We start from the raw sequence: 18702 nt of genomic DNA, 5'->3' as shown, positions 1-18702 counted from the left end.
CCTCCCCACAAGGGGGGGTGAAGGGGTGCGAAATCAGCATATTCTGCATCAACACTGGTCTCTTCCCGATTTACTGTGCCGCCACAACCTCCATCCGGCCCGTTGCTGTACGGGCCGAGAATTGCGGGCGGTACATGTCTTCAACGCTTGCAGCCGGATGATCATAGGTTCCAGGTGTCACCGCGCGGACCACATAAGCCAAGGTGATCTCCCGGTTGTCGCTGGTGTTCCGATCAAAGGCGGCAACAAAGCGGTCACTGCGGAACTCCGTATGGGCGGCTTCAACCTCACCGATCCATTCGAAGTTCGACAGCTTCGCGCTATCCACCAGACCCGGATTGTCGATCTCGAAACCGGCTGGCAGCAGGTCGGTGATCAGCACTCGCGATGGCCATTTGTTGTTCTCGGTCACCTTGAGGACAACCACATAGCGCTCGTTCTGCTTGGCTTCGCTGACATTGGCTTCCGCCCCATCGAGTGTGTAATAGGTGCGCTGGATATTGAAGCCGTCACCACCAGCTGGCAAAGGCTGGGCAGGCGCAGCAACCGTCGTTACCACCGCCGATACAGCCTCGCTTGTGTTGTTGGTAATGCTCACGGGCTGTTCGATCAGCTGCTCGCCAGTCATGCGCGCGGCATAGCCACCCGTATGCGCCACATCATTGATGCTGAGCTTCAGATCACTGTCGCCGCCTTGAATGGCGCGTGCAGCCAGAAGCATCCAAGTCTGTTCCTGCGTGCTTGTGTAAATCTTACGCTCCCATTCCTTGGCAACAATCTTCGACAATTGCGGAATGATCGCCGGTACCGGACGGCTTTCGGCCGCCAGCGCCAGAACCGCCGCATCATCACGCAAAGACGAACCGTAATCCGAGCGAACGAGACTGACATTGGTGGCTTTGGTCGACATTTGCAGCGAGTCGGTGAAGACGCTCTGCGACCGCTGTGCATCGCCATAAAGCGCCAGCGCCGCAGCCAGATGGGCGCGCGACAGCGGCGTCGGGAATTCCTGCAGCTTCGTATCGGCATAGTAGCGCAGATCGCTGACCGCGGCCTTGCGGTTGCGGGCGAGAACATAAAGCGCATAGGCAATCTGATTGCCCTGATCCTTGACGTTCACATCATAGCTCAATGAGTTCTGCAGATTTTCCAGTGCCTGCACGAGTGCCTTTTCAGGCACGTCATATTTCTGTTCGCGGGCGCGGGTCAGGAAGTCGGTAACATAGGCATCCAGCCATAGATCACCCGAGCCAGGGCTCCACAGGCCAAAGCTGCCGGTCGATGACTGATAGGACAGGACGCGGAAGATGGCTTCCTGTACTCGCTTCTGCACGTCACCATCATCGGCAAGACCGGATTGTTTGGTCATTTCGCTGAGATAAAGCAGCGGCATGGCCCGGCTGGTCGTCTGCTCGGCGCAACCATAGGGATAGCGATCAAGCGACATCAGCAAGGCTGGAATATCGAAGGCTGACGAGCGCGAGACGTTCAGGCTGACCGAAGCGCCCTGCAAAATGCTGCCCGCCAAGAGTTCCCGATCGATTTTCAAAGTGCTGTTAGGCGCAATCTTGATGGGATTGCGCACCGTGACAGGCAATGATGCAGGCCGCACCGGAATGTTCAGCGACTGTTCAAGCGAGATGCCAGCCGCATTGGATAGCTTGACCGAGACAACACCGTCGCCGGACTGACTTCCATTGAGTGGCAATGTAACGTCAAACTTTCCACCTGCCGTCAATTTGACGGTTTGCGACGCGGCTTTCTGATCCACTGCAACTGCCGGATTGCTGGTCACCTGCAACTGATAGTCACCAGCCGGAGCATCCGTATTGGCAATATCAAGCCGCAAATTGGCCTTGTCGCCGGGAGCCATGAATTTCGGCAAACTCGCAGTAACCACGACCGGATCACGGATGATCACATCCTTGCTCGCATGGCCAACACCCGCTTTTGACCAGGCCACAGCCATCACACGTGCCGTGCCGTTGAATTGCGGAATGTCGAAGCTGACATTGGCTTTCCCATCCTTGTCCAGTTTGACCGGTCCGGAGAAGAATGCGACGAGCTTTTCGGTGGGCGGACTGCCCTGCAACGGCATTTGCGCGCCATCGCCGCCGGTGCGCAACCGGCCGGTAACACCCTGTGAGCCATCGATCAGACGGCCATAGAGATCGCGGATTTCGAGCCCGAGCTGACGCTGACCGAAGTACCAGCTGTCGGGATTGGGGGCGTCATATCGAGTCAGATTGAGAATACCGACATCCACTGCGGCAACGGTAACAAACGCCGTATCGCCTACCCCCGCACCCGTCACCTGAACAGGTATGTTCAAAGGCTGGCGTGGCAAGGTTTTTTCCGGCGTGTCCAATTTCACCGCAAGGTTGCGGTCGGCAGGGTTCACCCCAAGCCATTTCACACCGATAGCGCGCATCGGCATATGGCTTTCCTGCGCATCGCCCGGACGGAAAAGCGTCGCGGTGACATAAGCGCCGGCACCCCAGTCGGCGGTCACAGGAATTTCCACCTCGCCGCCTTCCGCCGGTATGCTGGCATGTTTGGTTGTCAGCAGATTTTCCGCGCCGATGGTCAACAGCAATTCACCGGCAAAGCGCGGCGATACTTTCAGTTTTGCGGTATCACCAACCGCATACATGTCCTTGTCCAAAGCGATTTCGAGGCCATCCGGCGTTTCAGTGGATGTCGCGGCCACGTAGTAACCGGCATCGAACTCAACGCTGGACGTCGGGCCATCCGCCTCTGCTGTTTCCACCTCAAGCCGGAAGCGGCCCCAGGTGACAGGCACAGAAATTTCAGCGCCATCCGCTGACGCATCGACTTTGCCATTGGCGATCAGCTTGGTCGAAACAATGGGCTCATACTTCCACGAGCTGCCGTCACGGTACCATTGATAGTTGCGCTCGACGCCAACCAGTTTCCAGCTGAGGCCGCTCATGGCCTGCTTCTGGCCATTGCGGTCAACACCGATGATGTGGAACTTACCCACGGAGTTTTCGGCAAGATCACCGTCAAATTCCGGCTTGATGCCGATCATCGGGCCCTGCGACCTGACGGGTAGCGTCAGGGTTCGCTCAATGGCGCGGCCACCGGCTTCCTGCATACGCACCACAACGTTGGCATTGAGCAATTGTGTGGTGGATGGGACTTCGTTCAAAGTCACGTCAAACGTCGTCTTGCCGTTCTCATCGAGAGCCTGCAAATCCTCAAGCGGAATACGCGTGTCTTCATTGGCCTGCTCGTCGGCCAAACCGAAACGGTAGCCCTTGAAGTTGGCATCTTCATGCGTCGTTTTGAGGCTGACTTCGCCTTCAAGATTAAGGCCTGCCGCCGGAGCACCGTAGAGGAAACGGCCATCGACAGTGACTGGCGCCGGGGCACCCACCTCGATCGCTTTCGCCTCGCTGGTCATGTCGAATTCGATCCGGTCCGGCACAAAATCCTCAACCATGAACGATTTTTCGCCGATGGGCGCACCCTTGGGATCGGTATAAATCTGCATGTTCCACGTGCCGCGCATGGCATTGGCCTGCAGCACCAGATCAAGCGTATGACCGCCAAGCTGCGCACCATCGCTGACCATGCGGCGATCCTCGACGCCATCTGGCCGCCGGAACACGAAAGTCAGCGGCAGGTTTTCGATGGCATTGGCACTGATATCGCGCGCAAGTGCCGAAGCGTGCACAGTTTCACCGGCGCGGTATATGCCGCGTTCAGTCCAGGCGAGTACGTCGATAGCACCCGGCGCGGCGCGGCCTGTAACGCCACGATCAGACAGATCAAAGCCGGCACGCGTCATATCAAGGAAAACATAATCCGCATCGCCATTCTTGGCGGTGATGACAGCGGGCGTCATGGCGGCGGTGCCGCGCAGCAACCCGGCGGTAAACGTTGCCCGGCCATCCGTATCGGTAATGGCTGTGCCAAGAATTTCATTGTTTTTGGCCAGAAGCTGCAACTCAACGCCAATCAAAGGCTGGGCGCTGGCGAGCGAGCGGGCGAACACGTTCAGGCCGTCGGTCCCTGTATAGGTGGAAAGACCGATATCGGAGACGACAAACCACTGGGTTGCCTGTGAATCCCATTCACTGCCACGGGCATCGGGCGAGACAGCGGTCAGCACGTAGACACCGGGCTTGCGCTTGGGCAAAGCCTCGTCAACCGGGAAGCTCGTTACCACGTCCTTGTTGAGATCGGATTGGATGTCGATAGCACCCTGCCAGACGAGTTCACCCGATTCATCCTGCAGTTTCTGGGCATTGTAGCTGTCGATCTGGGTCAGGAATTGCGAGCTGGTCAACAACGAGGCGATACCGCGATCACCGATCCTGTACAGCTTCAGGTTGGCACTGGTTGTATTCACGGACACAATAGGGATGCCCCGGCGTGCGGTGCCTGGCAGGACGAAACTGTCACCGGTAAACCGCACCGTGGCTGAACGATCCTTGACGTAAATATCCAGATCGACCTGACCTTCCAGCGGCTCCCCTACCGAGGATGGCAGGCCTGCACGAAAAGCCATCTTGTAGCGCTGACCATGGGTGAGACCTTCAACACAAATCTCGTTGCCCTTGGCTTCCAGCGCCTTGGGCGCGGCACTGTCCAGCGTGACAAAAGGGGTGTAATCCGTACCCATCTTGACCAGCGGTTCGGAAAACTGCACGCAAGCCCGTGGCGTTGCACTGTCCGCATCAATTGTGTGATTGACGATACGGAATCCCTGACGCGCCTTCAGATCGAGATAGACCGCGTTGACGGTTTTGGCATCGACAAGCGCAAGGCTGGCCTTGTAGGCATTTAGCGCCGTCCGGTAATTCTGCGCATTCTGCAGAGACGTTGCCAGTACAGCCAGCGCATCGGCGCGGCTCTGCTTGGTTCGCGTCAATTGATAGCCATTCAGCGCAGCAAGCGCAGCCTGCCCGGCAATGTAGGTATTCTTGTCAGCCTTGTTGGCCGCACGGGCAGTCTCGATCCACAGATCGGCATCATCCGGTGATACAGCAAGCGCGTTCTTGAAGGCATTGAGCGCGTTTTCGATGTTCCCGCCTGCCAGCTGGTCGCGCGCGGCTCTTTTCAACGCGTCGACACCCTGTGCCTTCAGCTCATCGGTTACGCCAAGCCGCAGCTTCACCTGACGCGCATCCTGAACAATCTGGTCGGAAAGGAATGCCAATTTGGGCGGCGCGCCAATATCCGGCTCGCTGGTTGTCTCGACAACCTTGCCGGCGATGGCACCGGGAAAACTGTGCAATTGGTTGAAGTCCGACTTCATAAAGCACCACTTCACCTTGGGATTATAGGTGAAGGCTTTGCAGTCACTTTCAGCAAGGCAAACGGCTTCGCATTGTTCCAGCGTCACATCCTGTTCTGTACGCAGGTCGAAACCGAAATAGTCGCCATCTTTCGTCGTGACGATGTCGCGATTCGTTTCAGCAGCGCCAACAGGAATGGCGGCAGCCAAAGACGTGAAAAGAAAGGCTGAAAAGCCGATAACCGCGCGCATAGACATGAAGTCCTCCCAACGCTACCCATGGTGGTGAGCCGCACTCTTCAAACTTCAGTATAACTTGTCAACAGATCATGCGGTAGGCGCGCGGATGTCTTCGGCGATTTCGAAACGTATCCATCGTTGAAAATGCTGCATTTGTGGCGTCGGCTTACGATTTTTGGGAGAAACCAGCCAATAAGCGATATCGGAGGGCACGCGCAGCGGAAAAGGCGCAACCAGCCTCCCATCGGCCAGCGTGTCTTCAACGAAGAGTTCCCAGGCCAGCATGATGCCCTGCCCGCTGATTGTTGCTTCAATGGCAAGCCACGGATCGGAAAATGTCGGGCCGTCAAATGCCAGAGGACCATCAAGCCCTGCTGCTGCCTGCCACTCATCCCAGCTGAACATCGGGTTCTCGTAGCAAATGATCGGCTGACTGAAAATATCGGCCGGACCGCGCAGCTGTTCGGCAAAGGCACGCGTGCAGACCGGAAACATTTTTTGCGGCAGGAGGCATTCTGGCTCGCCATCCAGCCAGTCACCGCTGCCAAGCCGGATCGCCAGATCGATATCCGAATTCTTCAGATCGAGAATACCCGGCGACGGATCGATGCGGATTTTCATATCGGGATGAGCCGCCCGTAATCGTCCCAAGCGTGGCACCAGCCATTTCGATGCGAAGGTTGGGGCAACCGAAAGCAGCAAAGTTTGATCAACACCATCCGCCATGGCCACCGCCTTTGACAGATGCTGAAACGCTTCCTCCAGCCGGGCAATAAACGATTTTCCGAAGAATGTCGGCACCAGCCCTGCCCGCGTCCGGTCAAAGATTGCATGGCCAATCTGCCCCTCGGTGCGGATCAGATGCTGACTGACGGCACTGACGGACACGCCAAGCTCCGCCGCCGCGCTTGGCAGCGAGCCCAGCCTTCCAATGGCTTCGACAGCTTTCAACCCGTTGATGTGAACCCTATTCAAGTTCTTCATATCAGTACTCTTCATCAAGTTTTTCTAAATGACGATATCACCATTCTTGATTGATGATCACCATAAACAAGAACAAAATAACACATTCCTCGATTCATAGGAGCTGTTTGATGAAGATTTTCTGGCTAACAAACTTGTTCACGGAAACTCTGGCAGCGACCCGGAAACACCATGAGATTGTCAACGACGCCGCAGCCGACAATTGGCGGCGCGATCCACTCTCTCACCCGGCGCTGCAAGCCATGTGCCTTGACGAATTGTCGGACTTGCCGTTCGAACCCCGTGCGTTGCGCAGTTGCTGACACAATAAAACAGGCCCCGCGAGCGGAGCCTGTTTAAATGTTCGCGCCGTTGACGCAGATCAGAACTTCACGGTCAGATCGGCTTTGACGGCATTGTCATGAGCATTTTCTGAGAACTGGCCGTTATAGCTGATGCCAAGGTTGGTGGCTTTACCGATATTGACATCAAACCCGGCTTCGACCAGTGCGGTGTCCTGTGCAATCGGCAGTCCGTCGATGGAGAAAGCCGAACCACCCGCAAAGGCGAGATTGGCCGTGGGTGCCGTATCGCCAAAAGCATGCCGCCAGCCCGCCATGCCATGGGCGGTAAGGATGGTGGCATCGGAGATGGCAAAGCCGTGCGAAGCCCTGAGCCCGAGCGTTGTGGTGGTGAGGTCCGTGCTGTCGCCAGCGGATGAGAGCGCCGTCAAGCCGCCGGTCTCGGCAAAGCCATCGGTTTTCAGATGCACGTAAGCTGCCCCGGCAAAGGGTTCGAGTGCAGCATAGGGCGTATCGATGCGGTAGGAGGCTTCACCGAACACCTGCACGGACTTGGCCGTATAGGTGGCATCATCGCCTTCATCAATGGTTAGAAGATGCGCCCTGCGGCTGGTGTCGATTGCATGATGGGCAAGACTGGCACCAAGGCTTAAGGTTATGGCATCCAGCTTGGTGCCGCCATAGACACCGACCTGATAGCTGTCGGCGGAGCCATGACCGCGATCCGTATGGATGGATGTGTTGCCATAGCCGGCCAGAAGGCCAAGACGCCAATCGGAATGGAACAACCCGTCGGCAATGATGCCATCAAGCCCGGTGACGAAGCCGCCGACATTGCGGGAAAGCCCGGATGCATTGCTTGTCCCATCGCGCTGGCTCCATGAACCATAGCCTTCGGCCCAGATGGCAGTGGTTTTGGTATCGGCTGAAGCCAGTGCCCCTGCTTGCTCCGCACCATCCGGACCATAGGCCAGCACCGGTGCGGATGCCTTGGCACCTGTTCCGTCCCCGAAGGCTGCCCTGATGCGGCTTGATGCTGCATCGCGGACAAAGCGGCTGTCTTCGGCAAGCACACCCTGGACCGAGGCATGGATCTCGCCGGAGAGGCTGTCATAATTGAAGACGTCACCGACTTTCGAGAACAGCACCGCATCCAGCAGCGGATTGCCCAGATCGAGCATCTTGATGGCAGCGCCGACACTCTTTTGGTTTCTGGTATCGGCACCAACCAGCACTAGGTTTTTGACGCGCTCTTTCAAGGCGCTGATTCGTGCCTGCTCGTCAGCATCTGCCTTGGCTTTTTTGGCTCCGTCGGTCAGATCGAAATCGAGGCTAACTGCATTGTCGGTATAAAGGAGCGATGTGGTGATGTAATTGTACTGGGGCAGAACCTGTTCAAAAATTCCCTTGTCCTTGATACCGCCCGCTGCCGTGAGGATAGCGTAGTTCTGGTGAAACAGCCCGGCGATTTCGCCTTCACTGAGCGTTGTTTTGGAGCCTTCCAGAGAGACCGAAACCACGCCGCCCAGCAGAATGGCCTGACCGCCCACGGCCAGCTGATCGGCGCGGTTCATGTCCTGCGTAATCTCGACCGCAAAGGCACTGCCCTTTTCGAACGTCGCATCGCCGTTAACGCCAAGCTTGCCAACCGAATTGCCCGGCGCAACCGTCCCGCCCGCATGCACGGCCAACCCGCCGACAAAACCATTGCCGCCAAGCGTGCCGCCGCTGTTTACTGCCGCGTTGCCGCTGTGTCCGTCAATTGAAGCCATGCCACCATTCAGCGTCACATCACCGGTCACACCCGATGTGTTGACCTTCAGCCATCCACCCTCATTGATAGTGGCTGCCGCCGCCGTGCCATCGACACTCAGCAAGCCCGTTGCATTGACGAATGAGGCTGAAGTGATCGATCCGCCCGCACCAATGGCCAGTTCGCCGCCATTGACAATCGTATCGCCCGTATAGGTGTTTTTGCCTGTCAGGGTTAGCTGGCCGTCACCGGATTTCGTCAACCCACCGACATAGATGCGGGAGAGGTAAGCATTATCGCGGTCTGTGCCGATCTGGTAGGCGAGCTTGTCCGCATCGCTGGCCCCGGCGGGAAGACCGCTCTGCCAGCCTTTGGCAATTTTGGTCTGTTCCCATGTATCGTGCTCGGCCTTGTCTTCAACCTGCCGGGCGCGGATGGCAACATCGGATATGTTGTTCGACCATTCGTCTGCAAGGCCGGAACCCAGATTGGCATCAAACCGCCCCAAGAATTGACCGGGGCCATTCATGGCTTTTTGCAAATCCACAAGTCCCCAGCCAGTCAGAGCATTTGGAATACCATCTTCACTCGCTTTGAGAGGAGTGACTATGGTGTAGAGAGTATCGTTATCATGAGGAGATTTACTGGGATCAGCCACCATATTCTGAGCTGTGGTGAATAGCACAGACAGTGCCTGTTCATTGGTCATATAGGGAAAGCGCTGCATGATCAGCGCCAAAGCCGCAGACGCGTGTGGTGCCGCTGCCGATGTGCCGTTAAAGCCATTGCTCAGAACGCCATTGATACCGGTAGTTTGCACTCCGGTTGGTGCCATTACGCACCAGTATTTGGCAATACCGCACTTGTTGTAACCTTGCGCGCCCTCTTCAGCATAACCAGTTGTCGTCATCCAGTGCCCTTCGAGTTCCGGGCGGAAATAGGGTAATGAACCGCGCATACTGGCATTATCGTAACCGGAGTTGCCTGCGCTGAAATTGTTGATAACGCCTTCCTTGCCGTCCTTGCTGGTGGACACCCGAGCAGCGCCGTCGATCCAGGTATTCTTGCCATAGTGCTGCTGATAGGCCGCAACCAGATTGGCCAGTGTGGAGTAATTCTCAGTCGGCGGCTGACTGCCCCAACTGTTGCTGATGATTCGCACACCCTGTGCAGCCACTGCATCGTAAACAGAGGCCAGATAACTCGCTGTTGAATTCGAATAGGCTGGTTGGGGAGCCGGGCCAAACCACAGCGAATCTGTGCCTCTGGTATTGCCGACGTAAATATCGGCGTCGAATGCTACCCCGTGCATGCCCTTACTGTCTCTGGCAGCACTGATGACACCCGTAACTTTCGTTCCATGGCTATCGTTTGCACCCCTGATCCAATTGCCCGAAATGCCATCCGGATTATAAGGGTCAGCCGGTGCATTGGGATCTTTGGCGAAGACTGCATGAAATCTCGACGTCGGCGAAAACTCATAGTGCATATTATAAAACCCGGAATCGACGATGCCGATTTTGATGCGCTCGCCGGTGGCCAGATTTTTGCCTGTGAGTCCCCGCGCATAGGCATATTCGGCTTTCATTGCGCCCAAGCCCCACTCGGAATTGAATTCTAGGGTGCGCCAAGTCGCAGCCGCCGCCTCAAGATCATTGGTTCTTGAACCATCCGCATTGAAATATTTGCCTGGTGCGGCCTGCGCGATGGCCTGTGAGCCAGCTCCGGCGATAAGTGCGGCGGAAAGCACAACGCTGGCGTAAAGGCTTGCCTTCAAATTGCCACGGTTCGTGAGACGGCGTCGTGGTATGGCTGAAATATGCATAAAATGAAGTCCCCTCTGACTTACTGTTTTCAAATTTTCATTGAGTAATGCGGTGAAATGGCTCTCGAGCCGGAGCGCGCGCAACGGGACAAAGCCGCTGGTCAATTGCGCAGAAAATACTGTTCGTTCTGGTCAATAATCCGATCTCGCATTCGCCCTTGCCATATGGGCTGGCAACGGCGCCCCGAAATTAAATACGCATAACCGGAAGCCGGTGAAAAATGATATTAAGTTATCGGATCAATAGACCAGAGGAATATCTATGGCTGGTGTTTCCCCTCCGTGCGACATGCATGCCGCCCGGGACTCAAACGAAAACAGGCCCCGTCTCCGGAGCCTGTTTTGTTTCTTAAACCTCTGATCTTACTTGAACAGGATCATTGCCTGCTGCAGCGTCATCCACACACCCCACAGGATCGGAATGCCTACAGCCGCCCAGGCCAGCGCGGCCTTGGCATCCAGCCCGCCGTGACCGATACCAAAGGAACCGGATGCACCCGCATCCGCCGTTTTGGTCTTTGCCTGCAATGCCGCCACTTCCGCGTCCGACATGAACCATTTCGAGGCTAGTGGACGCACGAAGAAGTTGGCAATGAAACCCAGTGCCAGCATACCCGCCAGAATATACATGGTTCGATCATAAACCTGTGCACGCGGCACACCGGCCTTGATCTGGAATTCACGGATATAATTGACGAGGAAAGGGCCAACGATGCCCGCCGTTGCCCATGCCGTTAGCAGACGGCCATGGATAGCGCCGACAAACTGCGTACCGAAAATATCGGCGAGATAGGCTGGCACGGTAGCAAAACCACCACCATACATTGACAGGATGACGCAAAATATCGCCACGAACAGCGCCTGGCTGCCCAAATGCGCTGCTGTCGGCGCGAGCGCATAGAGCACAATGCCAAGAGCAAAGAACGTAAAGTAGGTTGCCTTGCGGCCCAGACGGTCAGACAGCGAAGCCCAGAAGAAGCGGCCGCCGATATTGAAGAGCGACAGCAGTCCGAGGAAACCTGCCGCAATGGTCGCAACCGCCGTTTTCTGACCAGTATCAAGCTGGGCAAAGCCAACATCCGGCAAGCCGAGCAGCTTGCCCGCGAAGATTTCCTGCAGCATGGGCGACGCCATTCCAAGAACACCAATACCAGCGGAAACATTCAGGCAGAGCACGGCCCAGATGAGCCAGAATTGCTTTGTCTTGTGCGCATCGCGCAGATGGACGTGACGGGTGGTGATCATCGCCTTGGCATCGGTTGGCGGTGTCCAGCCTTCCGGGCGCCAGCCTGCGGGCGGGATCCGATATCCAAAGGCACCACAGATCATGAAAACGAAATAACCGGCAGCCATGACCAGAAAGGTCTGCCAGACACCGACGGAGTCGGGGGTTTTGAAATGGTTCATCAGGAGATTGGCAAGCGGTGATCCGATCATCGCGCCGCCGCCAAATCCCATGATGGCCATACCCGTTGCCATACCACGGCGATCCGGAAACCATTTGATCAGGGTCGAGACTGGCGAGATATAACCAAGACCAAGGCCGATACCGCCGATGACGCCAGCGCCAAGCCACATCAGCCAGAGCTGGTGGATCATGACGCCGATTGCAGCCAGCACCATGCCGCCGCACCAGCAGAGAGCGGAAACAACACCGGCCTTGCGCGGTCCGGCGCGTTCGAGCCAGCCGCCCCAGATGGCAGCGGAACAACCAAGCAGCACGAAGAACAGAGTGTAAATCCAACCGAGATCGCTGACACGCCAGTCGCAACTGGTCGTGAACAGGGCGGAAACAAGGTTGAGATCAGCACAGGCAACCGGCTGTTGAATACCGATGGCCTGCGCCAGCGGCAACCAGAATACACTGAACCCGTAGGCCATACCGATACAAAGATGGATGGCAAGCGCTGCGGGTGGCACCAACCAGCGGTTGAAACCCGCCTTGGCGACAATGCGCTCGCGATCAAGAATGCCCGGGTTTGCGTAGACTCCCGGTTCTGCTCTGTCTGTTGCTGACATGTGAATCTTCTCCTCCAAGCCCCTGTGGCGGTAATTCAAGTTTTAATATTTCAGTTTGGATATGGTCCGGATCGTGTTCTTGTTTTTGATGCCTATGCGTTCGCTCCCCCGAACGGAAAGGCACATCATGATAAAGCCCTTGAAAAATAGGGCTTAAAAAAGCATCAAGCCGGGACAGATCCCGGCTTGCGAATATGGGCAGCTGCCTCAATCACAAGCGGATCAAGGCCGTTGTCTTCTTTTTCGAGTATGATGAAAAGCTGGGTGCGCATGCGCGATTCCCAGAAAAGATTGATATGGTTGGAGACACCTTCCACAGCCTCATCCTTAGGTTGCGTGTGGAAGAAGGTTGCGATCTGGTTGGCCATGTAGACGAGCTTGTCAGCTGTCGTCTTGTGATTATCATTATCCATATTGCACCAATCGAACGTTTGGACTCTGCACGAGGGTTGACGTAGCGGCATCGGCATTCGGGCTTGCGGGCGCGGTATCTGCCAGCGTCGGTTCAAGCGCGGCACCGATGCCGGAAATACGCTCGGGCCGGGTAAAGACATCAAATTCGTTGCCACGCACCAGCGCCACAAGGGTCATCCCTGCCGATTGGGCAGTGCGGATGGCAAGCGCTGTCGGCGCTGAGACTGCAATGAGCACCGATGCACCGGCTATAGCGGCCTTCTGCACCATTTCGATAGATATCCGGCTGGTGATCACAACCGCTCCGGTTTCACCCTTGATCCCGGAAAGACAGAGCGCGCCCGTCAATTTGTCGAGTGCATTGTGCCGACCAACGTCTTCGCGCGCCAGCACAACACCCGTACCCGGCACATAGAAGCCCGCAGCATGAACTGCACCGGTTTCGCTGTGCAGCGGCTGCATAGCCGACAACAGGCGAACAGCCTGTGAAATATCGTCAGGCGTCAGGCGCAGTGATGCTTTGTCGACGGAGGCAACCGGTTTCAGAGCCTGTTCAATGGATTCAATGCCACAGAGCCCGCAACCGACTGGTCCAGCCATGCGGCGGCGGCGGTCGGTAAGCTCCTGGCCTGCTGCATCGGCCAAGACCAGTTGGACATCGATGCCTTCGCCGTGATCTTCAATGGCAATCTCGCTGATCTCGGCGAGTTTGCTGATAATGCCTTCTGACAGACTGAAGCCAATGGCAAAATCCTCGATATCGGCAGGACTTGCCATCATCACCGCATGGGTCGTGCCATTATAACTGAAAGCGATGGGCGTTTCCTCGGGCACCATACGGCTGTCGGTCGCATAGACATCACCCTCGCCCTTGCGACGGCGGGTTATGCGCGGAACAGTCAGCCGTGTGGAGCGCCCGGCCATCGCTATTCTGCCGCGTCTAGAGTTTGAACAATGCGCCGGCTCTTGCGGGCTTGTTCATCATACTCAATCTGCCATTTGCTGGGCCCATTGGAGGCACCAACCTGAACTGCTGTGACCTTGTATTCAGGGCAGTTCGTCGCCCAGTCGGTAAAGTCCGTGGTGATCACATTCGCCTGCGTCGTCGGATGGTGGAAGGTCGTATAGACCACACCCGGCGAGACACGATCGGTGAGAAGTGCCCGCAAGGTGGTTTCGCCCGAGCGGCTTGATATTTTTACCCAGTCTCCATCATGGATACCGCGCTGTTCGGCGTCGTGCGTGTGGATTTCCAGCCGGTCTTCCTCATGCCAGATAACATTATCCGTACGGCGCGTTTGCGCACCGACATTATACTGCGACAGGATGCGGCCGGTGGTGAGAAGAAGCGGGAAGCGCGGTCCTGTGCGCTCGTCAGTCGCAACATATTCGGTACGGACAAACTTGCCCTTGCCGCGAGCAAAGCTGTCAATATGCATGATCGGTGTGCCCAAAGGCGCCTTCTCATTGCACGGCCACTGAACCGAGCCTTCTTTTTCCAGCAGCTCATAGGAAACACCGGCAAAGCTGGGCGTGGTCAGAGCCACTTCATCCATGATCTGCGATGGATGCGTATAATTCCAGTTCATACCCATGGCCTGCGCCAGATGCTGCGTGACTTCCCAATCGGCAAAACCATTCAGCGGCGACATCACCTTGCGCACGCGGTTGATGCGGCGCTCGGCATTGGTGAACGTGCCATCTTTTTCGAGGAAGGTCGAACCCGGCAGGAAGACGTGCGCATAATTGGCGGTCTCATTGAGGAAGAGATCGTGAACCACAACGCATTCCATCGCGGCGAGACCGGCAGCAACGTGCTTTGTATCCGGGTCGGACTGAAGAATATCTTCGCCCTGAATATAGATGCCCTTGAACGTACCATCGACGGCTGCATCCAGCATATTGGGGATGCGCAAACCCGGCTCGTCCTGCAGCTTCACGCCCCAGAGTTTGTCAAAGATATCGCGGGTGGCTTCACCCGAAACATGGCGATAGCCCGGAAGCTCGTGCGGAAACGAGCCCATATCGCAGGAGCCCTGCACGTTGTTCTGGCCGCGCAGCGGATTCACGCCCACGCCCTTGCGTCCGATATTGCCGGTCGCCATGGCAAGATTGGCAATGGCCATGACTGTTGTTGAACCCTGGCTGTGTTCAGTCACGCCAAGGCCATAGTAGATCGCGCCATTTCCGCCGGTAGCGAACAGGCGGGCTGCCTCACGCAGTGCCTGCGGCGGCACACCTGTCAGCTGTTCGATGGCTTCGGGGCTATGTTCAGGGGCCGAAACGAAGGCAGCCCAATCCTGGAATTCATCCCAGCCGCAACGTTCGCGAATGAATTTTTCGTTGAAGAGACCTTCGGTGACAATCACATGCGACAGCGATGTGAGGACAGCCACGTTGGTACCGGGACGCAGAGGCAGATGGTGCGCGGCGGCCACATGAGGCGAGCGCACCAGATCAATCCGACGCGGATCGATGACAATAAGCTTGGCACCCTTGCGCAGGCGTTTCTTCAGGCGCGAGGCAAAAACCGGGTGGCCATCTGTCGGATTGGCGCCGATGACGATGACCACATCTGTATGCTCGACACTGTCGAAATCCTGCGTGCCTGCGGATGTGCCGAAGGTCTTGTTCAGACCATAACCGGTCGGCGAATGGCAGACGCGGGCACAGGTATCCACATTGTTGTTGCCAAAACCGGCCCGAACCAGTTTCTGCACGAGGTAGGTTTCCTCGTTGGTGCAGCGGGACGATGTAATACCACCGATGGAATTGCGGCCATACTGATACTGGATGCGCCGGAATTCACTGGCGACATGTTTATAGGCCTCGTCCCACGTGACTTCGCGCCATGGATCGGAGATCTTTTCGCGAATCATCGGATTGAGGATGCGATCCTTGTGGGTGGAATAGCCATAGGCAAAGCGGCCCTTGACGCAGGAATGGCCGCGATTGGCCTTGCCATCCTTGTAAGGCACCATGCGGACAAGTTCTTCGCCGCGCATTTCCGCCTTGAACGAGCAGCCGACACCGCAATAAGCGCAGGTCGTCACTTTTGAATGTTCCGGCTGGCCGATCTGGATGACCGATTTTTCCGTCAGCGTTGCTGTCGGGCAGGCCTGCACACAGGCGCCGCAAGAGACGCATTCGCTATCGATGAAATTCTCATGCATGCCGGGCGAAACGCGGCTGGAGAAACCCCGGCCCTCAATGGTCAGCGCAAAGGTGCCCTGCACTTCCTCGCAGGCACGAACACAACGCGAGCAGACAATGCACTTGGCCGGATCATAGGTGAAATAAGGATTGGATTCGTCCTTGGGCATCCAGCGGTCATTGGAAATATCATCAGTCTTGGACTTGGCGAAGACGTGGTTGTCGCCCTCATAGCCATAGCGCACATCGCGCAAACCGACGGCACCTGCCATATCCTGCAATTCACAATCGCCATTGGCAGCGCAGGTCAGACAATCCAGCGGATGGTCCGAAATATAGAGCTCCATCACGCCTTTGCGGATATCCTTCAGGCGCTGGGTCTGTGTGTGGACGACAAGACCTTCCATTGCAGGCGTGGTGCAGGATGCCGGCGTGCCATTGCGGCCTTCGATCTCAATCAGACAAAGACGGCAGGAACCAAATGCATCAACCATATCGGTGGCGCAAAGCTTGGGAACCTGAATGCCGGCTTCCATCGCGGCGCGCATAAGAGAGGTACCCTCGGGAACCGTGACTTCATTGCCATCGATCGTCAGCGTGATGAGCTTTTCGGATTGGGAGGCCGGTGTACCGAAATCAATTTCGTGGATCAGGGACATCTTGATCTCCTATTCCGCCGCTTCTGCGACAGGCGCAGGGCGAAAATCTTCAGGAAAATGCGTCAGCGCACTCATGACAGGATAGGGCGTGAAACCACCCAGCGCGCAGAGCGAACCGAACTTCATCGTATTGCACAGGTCGGTGAGAACCTTGATTTGCTTTTCCGGTTCGATATTGGCGGCGAGCCGGTCCACGACCTCGACACCGCGTGTCGAACCAATGCGGCAGGGCGTACACTTGCCACAGGATTCGACGGCACAGAATTCCATGGCGAACCGTGCCTGCTTCAGCATATCGACACTGTCATCAAACACAACGAGCCCGGCATGGCCGATCAGCCCGTCTTTGGCGGCAAACGCTTCATAGTCGAAGGGTGTATCGAAGAGTTCACGCGGGAAATAAGCACCGAGCGGACCACCGATCTGCACGGCCTTAACCGGGCGGCCGGTTGCTGTGCCACCGCCGATATCATCGACGATTTCGCCAAGCGTGAGGCCGAAAGCGGTTTCGAATAGTCCGCCATACTTCACATTGCCCGCAATCTGCAGAGGAATGGTACCGCGCGAGCGGCCCATGCCGAAATTCTTGTAAAACGCAGCGCCCTTGTCGAGAATAATCGGCACAGAAGCCAGCGAGATCACGTTGTTGATGACGGTTGGCCTGCCGAACAAACCCTTATGTGCGGGCAAAGGCGGCTTGGCACGGACAATGCCGCGACGGCCTTCCAGACTTTCCAGCAGCGCGGTTTCCTCGCCGCAGACATAGGCACCGGCACCGACGCGCACTTCGATATCAAAAACATGCGCCGAACCCAGAACAGAAGTGCCGAGAACACCCGCCTTGCGGGCAACGGCCAGCGCTTCATTCATGACGGCAATGGCATGCGGATATTCCGAACGCGTATAGATGTAACCCTTGGTGGCACCGACCGCGATGCCGGCAATGGTCATGCCTTCGATCAGAACAAACGGATCGCCTTCCATGATCATGCGATCGGCAAATGTGCCGCTATCGCCTTCATCGGCGTTGCAGACGATGTACTTGCGCTCGCCCGCCGTATCGAGAACGGTCTTCCATTTGATGCCGGTGGGAAAGCCTGCGCCGCCGCGCCCGCGCAGGCCCGACTCTGTCACCTGCGTGACGATTTCGAGCGGCGTCAGAGCGAGGGCTCTTTCAAGACCCTTCAGGCCATCATGCGCCCGGTAATCATCAAGCGAGAGGGGATCTGTAATGCCACAACGGGCAAAGGTCAGGCGGGTTTGTTTTGCCAGAAACGGCAGTTGGTCCGTCAATCCAAGCCAGAGCGGGTGCACCCTGCCCTCTACCATACCGGTATCCAGCAGTGACGCCACATCAGACGGTTTGACCGGGCCGTACGCCACGCGGCCGGATGGCATTTCCACCTCTACCATCGGCTCCAGCCAATAGAGGCCGCGCGAACCATTGCGCACGATTTTAGCATCAAGATGACGCGCGGTTAGTTCAGCCTGCAGCTTTTGGGCGACTTTTTCAGCGCCAAGCGAAAGCGAACCAGAATCGCGCGGGACATAGATCGTAACGGTCATAGCCGCACCTCGGAGGCTAGGGTTTCAAGCTTTTCAGCGTCCAAACGGCCAATCACCTCGCCATCGAGCATAGCGGCGGGCGCGCAGGCGCAAAGCCCGAGACAATAAACCGGTTCAAGCGTCACCGCGCCATCAGCGGTTGTTCCGTGCCAGTCGATACCAAGAAGCTGGCGCACCCTGTCGGCCATGGCATCACCGCCCATCGACTGACACGCTTCCGCGCGGCAGAGCTTCAGCACATGCCGGCCAGCGGGATGATCACGGTAGTCATGATAGAAGGTGACAACGCCATGCACTTCGGCGCGGGAAATATTCAAAGCCTGGGCAATCAGCGGCAGAGTTTCCTGCGGCACATAGCCAAATTCGCCCTGCAACTCATGCAGAATCGGAAGAAGCGGCCCTTCTTCACTTTTCAACTGATTGATAATGCCTATCGCTCTTTTGGCGATATCGGTACTTGCGGTCTGCATTTTGTGCAGCGCCCTCCCTAAATTCCCCTCGTAGGTTAGAAGAGATCAAAAGCGCGCCGACAAATCAATATA

General features: G+C 56.8%; 10 protein-coding genes. 1 reads left to right on the top strand and 9 read right to left on the bottom strand.

What is annotated here, in order from left to right; genetic code table 11:
* Positions 1-70 precede the first annotated feature (70 nt).
* Together HB779_RS09000 and HB779_RS08995 are read right to left on the bottom strand one after the other, a co-directional pair.
* Positions 71-5518: an alpha-2-macroglobulin family protein gene (locus HB779_RS09000; RefSeq protein ID WP_188345847.1), complete on the bottom strand. Its 5448-nt coding sequence runs from the start codon at positions 5516-5518 to the stop codon at positions 71-73.
* Positions 5519-5593: 75 nt separating this feature from the next.
* On the bottom strand, positions 5594-6490 hold the full coding sequence (locus tag HB779_RS08995; RefSeq protein ID WP_188345378.1) for a LysR substrate-binding domain-containing protein: 897 nt from the start codon (positions 6488-6490) through the stop codon (positions 5594-5596).
* Between the two features lie 110 nt (positions 6491-6600).
* On the opposite strand from HB779_RS08995, the gene HB779_RS25330 reads away from it, so the two are divergent.
* The gene (locus HB779_RS25330) at positions 6601-6792 is read left to right on the top strand and encodes a hypothetical protein (RefSeq protein WP_210302614.1); all 192 of its coding nucleotides are present in this window, start codon (positions 6601-6603) and stop codon (positions 6790-6792) included.
* Positions 6793-6851: 59 nt separating this feature from the next.
* On the opposite strand, the gene HB779_RS08990 is transcribed toward HB779_RS25330, so the two are convergent.
* The 7 genes from HB779_RS08990 to HB779_RS08960 all read right to left on the bottom strand — a co-directional run bounded on the left by HB779_RS08990 (position 6852) and on the right by HB779_RS08960 (position 18630).
* Positions 6852-10349 (bottom strand): autotransporter domain-containing protein, encoded by a 3498-nt coding sequence (locus tag HB779_RS08990; RefSeq protein WP_188345377.1) that lies wholly within the window; start codon positions 10347-10349, stop codon positions 6852-6854.
* 363 nt (positions 10350-10712) lie between these two features.
* Positions 10713-12368: an OFA family MFS transporter gene (locus HB779_RS08985; protein WP_188345376.1), complete on the bottom strand. Its 1656-nt coding sequence runs from the start codon at positions 12366-12368 to the stop codon at positions 10713-10715.
* A gap of 164 nt (positions 12369-12532) precedes the next feature.
* Positions 12533-12781, bottom strand: coding sequence for a formate dehydrogenase subunit delta (locus HB779_RS08980; protein WP_188345375.1), 249 nt, complete (start codon positions 12779-12781; stop codon positions 12533-12535).
* Complete coding sequence (gene fdhD, locus HB779_RS08975; protein ID WP_188345374.1) at positions 12774-13706, bottom strand: formate dehydrogenase accessory sulfurtransferase FdhD; 933 nt, start codon at positions 13704-13706, stop codon at positions 12774-12776. The genes HB779_RS08980 and fdhD overlap by 8 nt, the downstream gene beginning before the upstream one ends.
* Positions 13707-13708: 2 nt before the next feature.
* Complete coding sequence (gene fdhF, locus HB779_RS08970) at positions 13709-16594, bottom strand: formate dehydrogenase subunit alpha (RefSeq protein WP_188345373.1); 2886 nt, start codon at positions 16592-16594, stop codon at positions 13709-13711.
* Between the two features lie 9 nt (positions 16595-16603).
* A complete protein-coding gene (locus HB779_RS08965; RefSeq protein WP_188345372.1) occupies positions 16604-18160 on the bottom strand; it encodes an NADH-quinone oxidoreductase subunit NuoF in 1557 nt (518 codons plus the stop codon).
* Positions 18157-18630, bottom strand: coding sequence for a formate dehydrogenase subunit gamma (locus HB779_RS08960; RefSeq protein ID WP_188345371.1), 474 nt, complete (start codon positions 18628-18630; stop codon positions 18157-18159). The genes HB779_RS08965 and HB779_RS08960 overlap by 4 nt, the downstream gene beginning before the upstream one ends.
* Positions 18631-18702 lie beyond the last annotated feature (72 nt).

It is taken from the genome of Phyllobacterium sp. 628 (assembly GCF_014189505.1).
Lineage (GTDB): Bacteria > Pseudomonadota > Alphaproteobacteria > Rhizobiales > Rhizobiaceae > Phyllobacterium.
This window is presented reverse-complemented; position numbering and strand designations above follow the sequence as displayed.